The organism is Niallia sp. FSL R7-0648, assembly GCF_038007005.1.
Classification (GTDB): domain Bacteria; phylum Bacillota; class Bacilli; order Bacillales; family Cytobacillaceae; genus Niallia; species Niallia circulans.
In genome coordinates this window covers 2,990,561-3,003,329 of sequence record NZ_JBBOWE010000001.1, presented here as the reverse complement: position 1 = coordinate 3,003,329, position 12,769 = coordinate 2,990,561, and the positions used below count along the sequence as shown (strand labels likewise).

Annotated in this window: 11 protein-coding genes; all 11 read left to right on the top strand. The window is 35.9% G+C overall.

Features of this window, described 5'->3' with window-relative positions; genetic code table 11:
- The first annotated feature begins 27 nt into the window (after window positions 1-27).
- The 11 genes from NSQ89_RS14835 (at window position 28) to NSQ89_RS14785 (ending at window position 12,769) form a co-directional block, all read left to right on the top strand.
- On the top strand, window positions 28-1,011 hold the full coding sequence (locus NSQ89_RS14835) for a carbohydrate ABC transporter permease (protein WP_217275553.1): 984 nt from the start codon (window positions 28-30) through the stop codon (window positions 1,009-1,011).
- A complete protein-coding gene (locus tag NSQ89_RS14830; protein WP_047941915.1) occupies window positions 1,008-1,856 on the top strand; it encodes a carbohydrate ABC transporter permease in 849 nt (282 codons plus the stop codon). The genes NSQ89_RS14835 and NSQ89_RS14830 overlap by 4 nt, the downstream gene beginning before the upstream one ends.
- A 93-nt stretch (window positions 1,857-1,949) precedes the next feature.
- On the top strand, window positions 1,950-2,966 hold the full coding sequence (locus NSQ89_RS14825) for a LacI family DNA-binding transcriptional regulator (RefSeq protein ID WP_047941916.1): 1,017 nt from the start codon (window positions 1,950-1,952) through the stop codon (window positions 2,964-2,966).
- Window positions 2,967-3,035: 69 nt separating this feature from the next.
- On the top strand, window positions 3,036-3,995 hold the full coding sequence (locus tag NSQ89_RS14820) for an ROK family protein (protein WP_095258059.1): 960 nt from the start codon (window positions 3,036-3,038) through the stop codon (window positions 3,993-3,995).
- A gap of 463 nt (window positions 3,996-4,458) precedes the next feature.
- Complete coding sequence (gene zapA, locus NSQ89_RS14815) at window positions 4,459-4,722, top strand: cell division protein ZapA (RefSeq protein WP_047941918.1); 264 nt, start codon at window positions 4,459-4,461, stop codon at window positions 4,720-4,722.
- Between the two features lie 8 nt (window positions 4,723-4,730).
- Window positions 4,731-5,273 carry a CvpA family protein gene (locus NSQ89_RS14810; RefSeq protein ID WP_341133165.1) on the top strand — a complete coding sequence of 181 codons (543 nt, stop codon included), beginning with the start codon at window positions 4,731-4,733 and terminating at the stop codon, window positions 5,271-5,273.
- A gap of 148 nt (window positions 5,274-5,421) precedes the next feature.
- Window positions 5,422-7,137: a DNA polymerase/3'-5' exonuclease PolX gene (gene polX / locus NSQ89_RS14805; RefSeq protein WP_047941919.1), complete on the top strand. Its 1,716-nt coding sequence runs from the start codon at window positions 5,422-5,424 to the stop codon at window positions 7,135-7,137.
- Between the two features lie 188 nt (window positions 7,138-7,325).
- Window positions 7,326-9,677, top strand: coding sequence for an endonuclease MutS2 (locus tag NSQ89_RS14800; protein ID WP_047941921.1), 2,352 nt, complete (start codon window positions 7,326-7,328; stop codon window positions 9,675-9,677).
- Window positions 9,678-9,715: 38 nt separating this feature from the next.
- The gene (locus tag NSQ89_RS14795; protein ID WP_047941922.1) at window positions 9,716-10,123 is read left to right on the top strand and encodes a DUF350 domain-containing protein; all 408 of its coding nucleotides are present in this window, start codon (window positions 9,716-9,718) and stop codon (window positions 10,121-10,123) included.
- Window positions 10,124-10,347: 224 nt separating this feature from the next.
- Window positions 10,348-12,030, top strand: coding sequence for a long-chain-fatty-acid--CoA ligase (locus NSQ89_RS14790; RefSeq protein WP_047941923.1), 1,683 nt, complete (start codon window positions 10,348-10,350; stop codon window positions 12,028-12,030).
- Complete coding sequence (locus NSQ89_RS14785) at window positions 12,011-12,769, top strand: electron transfer flavoprotein subunit beta/FixA family protein (RefSeq protein ID WP_341132846.1); 759 nt, start codon at window positions 12,011-12,013, stop codon at window positions 12,767-12,769. Before NSQ89_RS14790 ends, NSQ89_RS14785 begins: the two co-directional genes overlap by 20 nt.

The window sequence follows — 12,769 nt, the reverse complement described above, 5'->3', positions numbered from 1 at the left end:
CCCTTGAATATGAAAAGAGGTGGGGAAATGAATCCTATCAGTAATAAGGAAACTGTGAACACTATCAGTAAGAAGCAGCCTATTCATAAAAAGCAGAAAAAATTTAGGTCTGAGCAAAAAAAGGATATGCTGTCAGGATATTTATATATAGCGCCTTTCTTCATAATTTTTGCAGTTATCGGCCTATATCCTATGCTTTTTAGTATTTACCTAGCCTTTCAAAAATGGAATGGCTTAAGCCCGATGACATTTAACGGACTGGCTAATTTTGAGACTGTACTAACAGATCCTCTATTTTGGAAATCAGTTTATAATACGATAATTATAGGAATTATGGGAACAGCTCCACAGTTAGTCGTCGGCCTTATTTTAGCTTATTTGTTGAATATGGCTTTTCTTAAGTTTAAAAGTTTCTTTCGTGTAACAATTTTTATGCCCTATTTAACTTCAATGGTTGCTGTAGCCCTTATCTTTAGTGTGTTATTCAGTAATCATGAATCTTCTTTAGCCAATTATGTATTAACTCATTTCTTTGGACTTGACCCAATCCATTGGGCAGCCTCTGAATGGGGAACGAAAATTGCGATATCCATTATGGTGTTCTGGCGGTGGGTAGGATATAACACGATTATCTATCTAGCTGGAATTCAAGGTATACCAAATGATTTATACGAGGCAGCTACCATTGATGGTGCCAATAAATTTCATCAGCTTTTTTACATTACCATCCCAATGATGAAACCATTTATTATCCTAACGGTATTCACTTCAACAGTTGGTGCCATGCAGTTATTCTCTGAACCGACTGTATTTTTAGGAACTGATGCTTTCACAAGGGACGAAGCTATGACAATTGTTATGTACTTGTATAGAGATGCATTTAAATTGCAGTCATTTGGAACAGCATCCGCAACTGCAATCATTCTATTGGTTATCATTTCATTATTTGCTGTCATAAACTTAAGTTTAACGCAAGGATTTGGAAGAAAAAAGAGAGGTGTGGATAAATGAGTAAACATGACAAAAGAAAACGGAAAAAGTTTTCCATAGGCAGATTATCCATTTACTTATTTTTATTTATTGCTGCTATCGTTTCGTTGTTTCCATTTTACTGGATGTTTGTCATGGCAACAAGACCGAGTGCTGCCTACAATTCAATCCCGCCAACTTTAACACCAGGAAATATGCTGGTTGAAAACTTTAAAAAGGTATTAAGTCAAATTGATTTTTTTGGTGGGATGTGGAATTCATTTATACTGTGTTTGGTTGTAACAATCATAGTACTACTCATTAGTTCATTAGCAGGCTTTGCTTTTGCTAAATTTAGATTCCCGGGAAGAAACATATTTTTTATTGCGATTTTGGTAACCATGATTATTCCACCGCAATTAGGGTTAATCCCACAATACTTCTTAATTTCTAAAATAGGACTTCTAGATACCTTACAAGGAGTTATGATTGTATCCTTTTTAAATCCTTTAGGGATATTTCTAATGCGCCAATATATATCCGAGGGTGTTCCTGATGAATTAATAGAAGCAGCGAAATTAGATGGGTGTTCGAATTTCCGTATCTATTGGGGAATTGTATTACCGATTATCTTACCAGCGTTTGCTACTCTTGGGATTATTGTATTTACTGCTGTTTGGGGAGAGTTCTTATGGCAGTTTACGGTTTTAAGAGATCCGGAAATGTATACTATTCAAGTTGCATTGGCACAGTTGGGCAATACTCATAATATTGATTTCGGTATGATTTTATCTGGTGTGTTCTGGGCAACTGTTCCATTATTAGTCATTTTCTTATTATTTAACCGATTATTTATATCAAGTATTACGGAAGGGTCTGTGAAATAAAGACTATTTCCTGCCGTGCTATTGTTTCATTCTCCAACTTTTATTAATCTAATATTAGGAATGAATTTAGACGGAAATAGAAGGGATAAAACGATGAGTTTAACAATAAAGGACATTGCACAATTGGCAGGGGTATCACCATCAACCGTTTCGAAAGTATTAAATAATTATGGCGAAATAAGTGAGATGACTAGAAAAAAGGTCATGACAGTTATTAATGAAATGGGCTACGCACCAAATTTTTCGGCTCGGTCACTGGCAACGAAAAAATCAAGTCTCATTGGACTTATCTATGCAGGTAAAATCAATGTAGACATGACTCATCCATATTTTAATGAAGTTATTTCGACTTTTAAGAAAAATATTGGATTGCTTGGATACGATATCTTAATGTTTTCTAATGAACAATTTCAAGGAAGTTATTTAGCAAGATGCAAGCACTTTAATTTGGATGGTTGTTTGATAATTGCAGGTGAAGAAGTGGAGGATGCTACATTTGAACTTGCTGAGAGCGGTTTTCCTTGTATTGGAATTGATATTGAATTAGTTGGTCCAAAAGCGAGCTACGTCATGACGGACAATGTAAATTTATCAAGGAAGGTAGTAGAACATTTTTATTTGAATTCTCTTAGAAAAATTGGTTATATCGGCGGGATGAGTGAATCCGTCATTTCTAATCTAAGGTTAAAGGGGTTCAAGGATGCGATGAATCAGTTTGGCCTTGAAATCAGGGAAGATTGGATTCAATATGGAGATTACCATGAAGAAAGTGGTTATATCGCAATGAAGAGAATACTTGAGTTGAAAGATTATCCAGAAGCTATTTTTGCTGCATCCGACTTAATGGCTTTAGGTGCACTAAGTGCTATTAAGGAAGCTGGACTTCATACACCTAGAAATATCCGAATTGTAGGATGTGATGATATTGCTGCTTCCCGCTATAGCGATCCTAAATTGACCACGGTCAAACAGGATAAGGAGAAAATCGGTAAATTATCTGCTTTTATGCTAAATGACTTGATAGAAGGAAAATCAAAATTAAAGCCAGTGTATACCGACTCTGAAATTATTGTAAGGGAAACGTGTGGGACGAACAAAGCCTTTAGGTGAGTTCAGGACTGATTTAGGAGCTTTCTTACATGAATAATAAGACTTGGATGGATGTTAGGAGGTTTTTTGGTGAACTATTATGCAGTATTTGATGTGGGAGGCTCCGCAATAAAATTTTCGCTTATGGATGAATTGGGAAACTTTATAGAAAAGTCTTCTGTTCCAACTCCCAAAGACGGAATTGATTCTTTCGTGGATACAATCGAAACTGTGGTGAAGAATTTTCAAGAAAAGAATGAGATAATCGGCATCGCCTTAAGTATGCCAGGAGCAGTAGATGTAGAAACAGGATTTATTAAAGGAACCTCAGCTCTTCCTTATATTCATGGGCCAAATATAAGGAATGTCATCCAAGAACGGACAAAATTACTTGTTGAGCTTGAAAATGATGCTAATTGTGCAGGGTTAGCGGAGGGATGGATGGGTGCTGCAAAAGAAGTCGATGATTATATATGTATTGTAATTGGGACTGGTATTGGTGGTTCTATTTTTCTAGATAAGAAAATTCGTCATGGCAGCCATCTTTTTGGAGCAGAATTTGGTTACATGATTTTAGAGGATTATCTGAATCAGCCGCTAGGGGAATCATGGAGTTCTCTTGCAGCAACTGGAGGTTTAATTAAGCAAGTTGCGAAACGGAAAAATTTGGATCCGATTACTCTGGACGGGCAAATTGTATTTAAGATGGCAGACGAAGGTGACTGGGAAGTACAGGAAGAAATAGAGAAATTTATTAAGCGCTTAGCTGTAGGAATTTATAATTTACAATACATTATTGATCCGGCAAAAATTCTAATCGGAGGAGCAATCAGTAAACGCGAAGGGCTTATTGAACAGATTAACGAAAAGCTAAAAATTATGAAACCAACTGAAGAGTGTTTAAACATCCAAGTTCAGCCATGCCGATTTGGAAATGACTCGAACTTAATTGGAGCTCTATACCATTTCTTACAAAGAACATCTAGTCCGTTAAGTGGTGTAACTGAAGGGGAAATGAATACATCTTCTTTAAAAACTATTTCTAGTTAAGCACGAATAGAAATTGGATTATGGATTCTGTTGTAAGGTTTAAACATAGGGGATAATTGCTTTTTAGTATTTTTTCTCATTCTCATTCACTTCTAGAGCTGGAAGGAATGTCATTTACGTGTTATAAGTTCCAATAGTAATTATTTGATTGCACATAAAATCATCCTTTCTTTTAATGTTGTGTGGTAACTTCATTTTACTAAAAAAGGATGATTTTTTTGTGCGTTTATTCAGAAATATATATGAAAGGGAGTCCAAAAAATTAGCTTTCACTCACATTTTGGACAGCCCCCCTTCTTACTATTTGAAGCTAGTTTTGTTCCAGCCTCTTATTTTATCAAGTGAATTATAATTCCTGCCCTTTATTAAAAGTCTTAAGATAGAATCTATTCGAATGACTTCCCTAGCAAGAATAATTCATGATATGATAGAAACTAGGATTCTTTAGAATGGAGGCATGGGCGTGTCAAATACCCCTAAAAATCGTACAAATGTTGATATATATGGAACACAATATACAATAATAGGGAAAGAACCTTCTAACCATGTTAGACTGGTTGCCTCCATAGTTGATGAAAAAATGCGTGAAATTCATGTTTTGAATCCCTCACTTGATACCAATAAACTTGCAGTACTTACCGCAGTAAATATAGTAAACGACTATGTAAAGCTAGAAGATCGAGTGAAAGAATTAGAGGAAGAATTAAAAAGAAGAGAAAAGGACTGACAATGTTCATGTTAGATATTATTTTGGTTATATTGCTGCTTTTTGGTCTTCTTAGAGGACTAAAAAGAGGATTTATTATGCAAATTATACACTTAACAGGATTTATTGTTGCGTTTATTGTTGCTAATAAATATTACATCCCGCTATCGCAAAAATTAACACTATGGATTCCATATCCAAATATAGGAGAAAGTAGTTTGCTGCAATCTTTTATTCAAACGGCAAATATAGAAGACGTCTTTTACAGAGGGTTCTCCTTTGTTGTGATATTTTTTGTGGTGAAAATCCTTTGGCAAATTATTGGAAGTATGATAGATTTTGTTGCTAGTATTCCAATCTTAAAACAGTTAAATACATGGGCTGGAGCGGTCCTAGGATTTGTCGAAACGTATTTGCTATTATTCCTTCTATTATTTATTTCTATTTTAATCCCGGTTGATTTTATTCAAGCTCAATTAAATGAATCCTCGGTTGCCGCATGGATGATAGAAAACACTCCATATTTTTCAGAGAAAATAAAAGATTTATGGTTTGATTATATGGCTTCATAGAAAGAGGAAACTCTTCTAGCTTTATATGTAGCTAGAGAGTTTTTTTGTTTAGTTTAAACAGGTACTACATAATTATTGAATTTATATAGTTCATGGTATGATAGGTAGATGAGAAGAAGAGTTATTTTACATATGTGGGTGATAAAGGATGATTACAAATAAAGATATTATTCGATTATTAGAGCAAATTGCGATATATATGGAGCTGAAAGGAGAAAATCCATTTAAAATCTCTGCCTTTCGAAAAGCGGCCAATACGATTGAAACAAGTGAATTGAACTTAACCGACATAACCGATCTAACGGAACTGCCGGGAATAGGAAAGGGAACAGCTGCTGTTATAGAAGAATATCTAAAAGAAGGCAAGTCGTCTGTTTTACAAGAGTTAAAAGACGAAGTTCCAAAAGGATTAATACCATTGCTGCAGCTGCCAGGTCTCGGTGGGAAAAAAATCGCAAAATTATATAAAGAGTTGTCTGTCGAAAATGCAGAGGATTTAAAAAATGCATGCTTAAAAGGAGAAGTGCAAGCATTAAAAGGTTTTGGCAAAAAGACAGAAGAAAAAATTATGGAAGCCCTTCAAAATGCCGGATCTCGCCCAGAGCGACTGCCAATTGCATTTATGATTCCGATAGCAGTCTCCATTGAGGAACAACTAGCTAAGATGGAAGGGGTTGTGCAATACTCTAGAGCCGGAAGTTTAAGAAGAGTTAGGGAGACGATTAAAGATTTAGATTTTATTGTCGCCACAAATGCTCCTGATCAGGTGAAAGAGCAATTGCTTCAGCTTCCGTCTATAAAAGAAGTAATAGGAGCAGGATTGACAAAAGTTAGTGTAATACTAGGGCTGGATTATGACGTTTCTATCGACTTTCGGTTAGTGAAACCAGAGGAATTTGCAACAACCTTACATCATTTCACAGGTTCAAAAGAACATAATGTGCGAATGAGACAGCTAGCTAAGGAACGCGGAGAAAAAATAAGCGAGTATGGCGTTGAAAATAATGAAACAGGCGAAATAAAAACCTTTAAGACAGAAGAAGCGTTTTATCATTATTTCGAACTGCCCTTTATTCCTCCTGAAATAAGAGAAGATGGAAAAGAGGTAGAAAATTATTCAGATGATAGTGAGCTTATTTCCTTGGAAGATATTAAAGGAGATTTGCATATGCATACCACTGCAAGCGATGGTGCACATACATTAGAAGAAATGATAGAAGCAAATCGAAAATTAGGCTATCAATACATGGCTATTACAGACCATTCTCAATATTTAAAGGTTGCCAATGGATTAACACCAGATAGAGTGAGAAAGCAAATAAAAGAAATTAAAAGGTTAAATGCTAAATATGAAGATATAACTATTTTAGCTGGTGCTGAGATGGATATATTACCAGATGGCACACTAGATTATGATGATGAATTATTGAAAGAATTAGATATTGTGATTGCCTCTATCCATTCTGCTTTTTCACAATCGAAAGATAAGATAATGAATAGATTAAAAGCTGCCATGGAAAACAAATATGTTGATATCATTGCACACCCAACTGGTAGGAAAATTGGCAAAAGAGATGGTTATGATGTTGACATGGAAATGCTCATTCAATTAGCGAAAGAAACGAATACTGTCTTGGAATTGAATAGTAATCCTAACCGCTTAGATTTAAATGCAGCACATGTCAAAATGGCACAGGATGCTGGCGTAAAGATTGTCATAAATACAGATGCTCATTATAAGCATGAGCTTAATAATATGGCCATCGGAGTATCCACCGCGAAAAAGGGCTGGATAAAAAAATCTACTGTATTGAATGCTATGTCCAAAGAGGAATTATTAGCCTTCTTATATAAAGGTAATTAAGTATGCTTGGATGAGAATGGGGGAATCTGCAAGGTATAGCTGTTTTCGCCTCCGTCCAAGTCATGACGTGAAAAGCATTCTCTCTGTTGAAAAGGGATAGCTTAATGGAAAAGAACGCTCTAAAAGTCAGAAGAACCAATAAAAAATATGATTAAACCCGAAATGGGGATAGCAAAGGAGATTACTCCATGCAGGAAAGAGTATTTAAAACGTTAGAATTTGATAAAATTAAAGATCAATTAATCGAGCATGCATCTTCTTCATTGGGAAGAAATAAAGTGGAGGAATTAGTTCCATCTACTGATTATAATGAAGTTGTAAGCTGGCAAGAAGAAACAGATGAAGCTGCTAAGGTATATCGCATGCGTGGATCCATCCCTCTTGATGGAATCTATGATATCCGCGCCCATGTGAAAAGATCCTCTATTGGCGGTATGCTTAGTCCAGCTGAATTAAATCAGATTGCCAGTACCGTTCATGCTAGTAGACAAATGAAACGATTTATTGAAGAATTTCATGAAGAAGAGCCTATTCCGATACTGTTTACTTTAACAGACAGTATCATGGTGCTTGTCGAAGTAGAAGAAGAAATCAAGATGGCTATTGATGAACAAGGTGCAGTGATGGATAGTGCAAGTGATGCCCTTAGAACATTAAGAAATCAGCTGCGTAGAAATGAATCAAAAGTACGAGAGAAACTAGAAAGTATGATTCGTTCTTCAAGTGCCCAAAAAATGCTGTCTGACAGTATTATTACAATCAGAAATGATCGGTATGTTATCCCGGTTAAGCAAGAATATCGAGGCAATTATGGGGGGATTGTTCATGATCAAAGTGCCTCTGGGCAAACCCTCTTTATTGAACCACAGTCTGTAGTGACACTAAATAATGAACTTCAAGCTATTCGGGTCAAAGAACAACAAGAAATTGATCGTATCTTAACGCAATTAACGGCACTCGTAGCACAATATGAAGAAGAGCTATTGCATATTGTCACTGTATTAGCAGAAATTGATTTTATGTTTACAAAAGCAAAATATGCTCATCGGTTAAAAGCATCCAAACCAAAAATTAATAATGAAGGAAAGATTGTTCTGCTTAAAGCGAAGCATCCACTTATACCGCCAGAGGTTGTGGTGGCGAATGATATTATTCTTGGGGATTCCTATACATCTATCGTTATTACCGGACCAAATACGGGCGGTAAAACAGTAACTTTAAAAACAGTAGGTCTATGTACTTTAATGGCACAAGCAGGCCTGCAGATTCCAGTATTAGACGGTTCGGAAATGGGCGTTTTTAAATCTGTATACGCAGATATAGGGGATGAACAATCCATTGAACAGTCTTTAAGTACGTTCTCTTCCCATATGGTTAATATTGTTAGTATTCTTGAAAAAGTAGATCATGAAAGTCTTGTTTTATTTGATGAGTTAGGAGCTGGAACAGATCCTCAAGAAGGAGCAGCTCTAGCTATTTCGATTCTCGATGAAGTAAACAAACGCGGAGCAAGAGTTATTGCGACTACTCATTATCCAGAGTTAAAGGCTTATGGATATAATCGCGAAGGCGTTGTAAATGCAAGTGTGGAATTTGATATTGAAACATTAAGCCCGACATATCGATTACTTATTGGAGTACCGGGAAGAAGTAATGCCTTTGAAATTAGTAAGCGGTTGGGCTTAAAGGAAGATGTGATTAATACAGCTCGGTCACATGTAAGCGAGGATAGCAATAAAATCGAGAATATGATTGCCTCCCTGGAGAATAGTCGTAAGCAAGCGGAAAGAGAGCATGAAGAAGCGAAAGATTTATTAAAACAAGCGGAAATGCTACATCGTGATTTACAGAAACAAGTAATGGAATATTACGAGAAGAAAGAAACACTGCAAGAAAAAGCAAAAAGAGAAGCGAAAGAAATTATCGAAAATGCTAAAAAAGAGGCCGAAGCTGTTATTGGCGATTTACGAAAAATGCAGCTCGAAAAACGAGCAGAAGTAAAAGAACATGAACTAATTGATGCAAGAAAACGTTTAGAGGATGCAACACCACAAATAGAAAGACAAAAACAACCAGCTGCGTCGAAGACGAACCATGTTTATCAGCCTGGCGATGAAGTAAAGGTTCTAACCTTTAATCAAAAAGGACAATTACTAGAAAAAGTTTCCGATAAAGAATGGCAAGTCCAAATTGGTATTATGAAAATGAAGGTCAAAGAAAAAGATCTTGAATTCATCAAAGCACCAAAGGTGGTAGAAACAAAACCACTAACCACGATAAAAGGAAAGGATTATCACGTTAGCTTGGAGTTAGATTTACGTGGCGAGAGATTCGAAAATGCTCTTGCTCGAGTAGAAAAGTATATAGATGATAGTCTGCTTGCTGGCTATCCACGAGTCTCCATTATTCATGGAAAAGGAACAGGAGCCCTTCGTTCAGGTGTTCAAGAGTATTTGAAAAATCATCGGGCTGTAAAAAGGATTCGTTTTGGAGAAGCAGGAGAAGGCGGCAGTGGTGTAACGGTTGTCGAATTTAAATAAACTTTCTTTTGGGAGAATAAAGGTAGAGGAGAAACCTTATGGCACAATTTTGGGAAAATGAATATGTAAAAACGGCCGGCGATTATAGTGTTGTTATTTTAAGCCTTGTTGTATTTTTAGCTATATTTGAACTTGTAACAAAATATAATAATTGGGATGAAATAAAAAATGGGAATCTAGCAGTTGCGATGGCGACAGGCGGGAAAATCTTTGGAATAGCGAATGTTTTCAGCCATTCGATTATGCAAAATGATTCTTTACTGAAAATGATTATCTGGGGTGTATATGGTTTTGTCCTATTGTTAATTGGTTATTTCATCTTTGAATTTTTAACCCCTAAATTTAATATTGACGATGAAATAAAAAATGATAATCGAGCAGTCGGCTTTATTTCTATGATTATTTCTGTTGGTTTATCTTTTGTAATTGGGGCAGGTATCTCTTAATAAATATATTATTTTAAAGGGAGCTAGGACATAAAAATTCCAGCTAAAAAGCCAAACAAATCACATTCGCATGATTGTTTGGCTTTTTTAGTTACATTTAAAAAGGCTGTTTTTTATGCGGAATTGTGTCAATTAAGGGGAAAGTAGGCTTATACATAATCCAATGAATATGTTCCTCCATATAATAAGCTAGTACAACAATAGAATTAAATGGAGGAATTGTGTTGGAAACAGAGAAAAGATGGTTAAAACTTTATCCTGATCAAATTGCCAAAAATGTTTATTATCGTGCAGATACTCTCCCACAATTATTAAAATACGCGGCAAATGAGTATCCAAAACATAAAGCTATTCATTTTATGGGAAAAGAAATGACGTTTAAAACACTTTATAAGAAAACATTGCAATTTGCAGCATATTTGCAGCACTTAGGTGTAAAAAAAGGGGACAGGGTTGCAGTAATGCTGCCGAATATTCCACAAACAGTTATTAGTTTCTATGCAATCTTGCAGGCGGGAGCTATCGCTGTACCAGTAAATCCGCTTTATCAAGAGCGAGAAATAGAATTTATTATGAAAGATTCAGGGGCGAAAGTAATTATAACATTAGATATGCTCTACAACAGAGTGGAAAGAGTAATGAAGCAAACAGATCTTGAACATATTATTGTTACATCTATTAAAGATTATCTCCCATTTCCCAAAAATATTGTCTATCCATTCATTCAAGCGAAAGAGCAAGGAAAACCTCCAACAATTACATCATCAAACTCTACTCATCTATATACCCAAACATTAAAGTCCAAAGAATCAGTCCTAAAGGAAGTACCGATAAATTTTGAAGAAGATATAGCGATTCTACAATACACTGGCGGAACGACAGGTTTTCCAAAGGGAGTTATTCTCACCCATCAAAATTTAGTAGCCAATACTTCTATGTGCAGACAATGGCTATATAAGATGGAAAAGGGAAAAGAAAAAATGCTTGCCGTCATGCCATTATTTCATGTGTATGGACTTATGACAGTTCTTGTATTATCAGTAATGGAAGTATATAAAATGATTCTTGTTCCGAAATTTGATGCGAGTGGTTTGTTAAAAACAATCCATAAACAAAAGCCAACTGTCTTTCCAGGAGCACCTACTATCTACATTGGTTTAATGAATCATCCAGACATAAGCCAATACGATCTTTCCTCGATTAAAGGAGCGATTAGTGGTTCTGCTCCATTACCAGTTGAGGTTATTGAGAAATTTGAGGAAAAGACAGGCGGGAAAATAGTAGAGGGCTATGGATTAACGGAAACATCTCCTGTTACCCACGTGAATTTTCTTTGGGACAATGAAATTGTAAAAGGAAGTATTGGTGTTCCTTGGCCAGGGACTGATGCAGCTATTTTTTCATTAGAGTCAGGTGAAATATTGCCAGTGGGAGAAGTTGGGGAGCTTGCAATTAAGGGGCCGCAAGTGATGAAAGGATATTGGAACAATGATGAAGAAACCAATAAGGTTTTAAAAGATGGCTGGTTACTAACTGGTGATATCGCATATATGGATGAGAAAGGGTATTTTTATATCGTCGATCGGAAAAAGGACATTATCATTGCAGGCGGCTTTAATATCTATCCTCGTGAAATTGAAGAAGTTTTGTATGAGCACCCAGCTGTCATGGAAGCATCAGTTGTGGGAGTGAAGGATCCTTATAGGGGAGAGACAGTGAAAGCATTTATTGTATTGCGCGAAGGAATGACGGTTACAGAAGAAGAACTGAATCAGTTTATGCGTAGGAAATTGGCATCTTTTAAAGTACCTCGTATTTATGAATTTAGAGAAGAACTTCCGAAAACAGCAGTAGGAAAAGTATTAAGAAGACAATTGAAGAAAGAAAGTGAAGAAGAAAATGAGTAATGAATCATTGCAGATTGTGGTTTTATTATCGAGAACCGTTTCTCCTGAGGCTACCCTCGTACTTGAAGAAGAACAAGTACTGATAGAGGAAAAAGAGTTTATCATCAATCCACCAGATGCGATAAGTTTAGAAGAAGCCCTACAATTAAAAGAAAAATATGGTGGGCATATAACGGTGCTGATGGTAAGTAAAAAAGAAGGAGAAAAGCAATTGAGAACAGCTTTAGCTATGGGAGCAGATCAAGCTGTTTTAATAGAATCTAATCCTGATGAAGATCATCCAGCTCATATAGCTAAAAAGATACAAGAATATTTGCAAAATATAGACTACGATGTTCTATTAGCAGGAGATTTTTCTACAGATGGAGCAACAAGTCAAGTAGGTCCTAGGGTTGCTGCTTTATTAGATATTCCCTACTTTGTGAAAGCAATTCGAATCGAACAAGAGGAAAAACATGCAAAAATTAAAAGAAATGCAGATGGAGACATCGAAACATATCAAGTTCCGTTTCCTTTTTTAGCTACCATTCCACAAAGTTTACACGTTCCAAGATTGCCATCACTTGCTGGGATCATGAAAGCAAAAAAGAAGCCTTTTCGATTTATCCAGGTAAAGGAAAACCACGCAAAAACGCTCAGCCACTATTCATATCCACAATTAAATCGTAAAAAAATGATGTTGCAAGGGGAAATAAAAGATCAAGTTGCTTCCTTATCCAAATTATTAAAGTCATTGTAA

Coding starts and splice junctions, on each gene's coding strand:
- NSQ89_RS14835 (WP_217275553.1), top strand. CDS start 28: ATGAATCCTATCAGTAATAAGGAAACTGTGAACACTATCAGTAAGAAG.
- NSQ89_RS14830 (WP_047941915.1), top strand. CDS start 1,008: ATGAGTAAACATGACAAAAGAAAACGGAAAAAGTTTTCCATAGGCAGA.
- NSQ89_RS14825 (WP_047941916.1), top strand. CDS start 1,950: ATGAGTTTAACAATAAAGGACATTGCACAATTGGCAGGGGTATCACCA.
- NSQ89_RS14810 (WP_341133165.1), top strand. CDS start 4,731: ATGTTAGATATTATTTTGGTTATATTGCTGCTTTTTGGTCTTCTTAGA.
- polX (WP_047941919.1), top strand. CDS start 5,422: ATGATTACAAATAAAGATATTATTCGATTATTAGAGCAAATTGCGATA.
- NSQ89_RS14800 (WP_047941921.1), top strand. CDS start 7,326: ATGCAGGAAAGAGTATTTAAAACGTTAGAATTTGATAAAATTAAAGAT.
- NSQ89_RS14795 (WP_047941922.1), top strand. CDS start 9,716: ATGGCACAATTTTGGGAAAATGAATATGTAAAAACGGCCGGCGATTAT.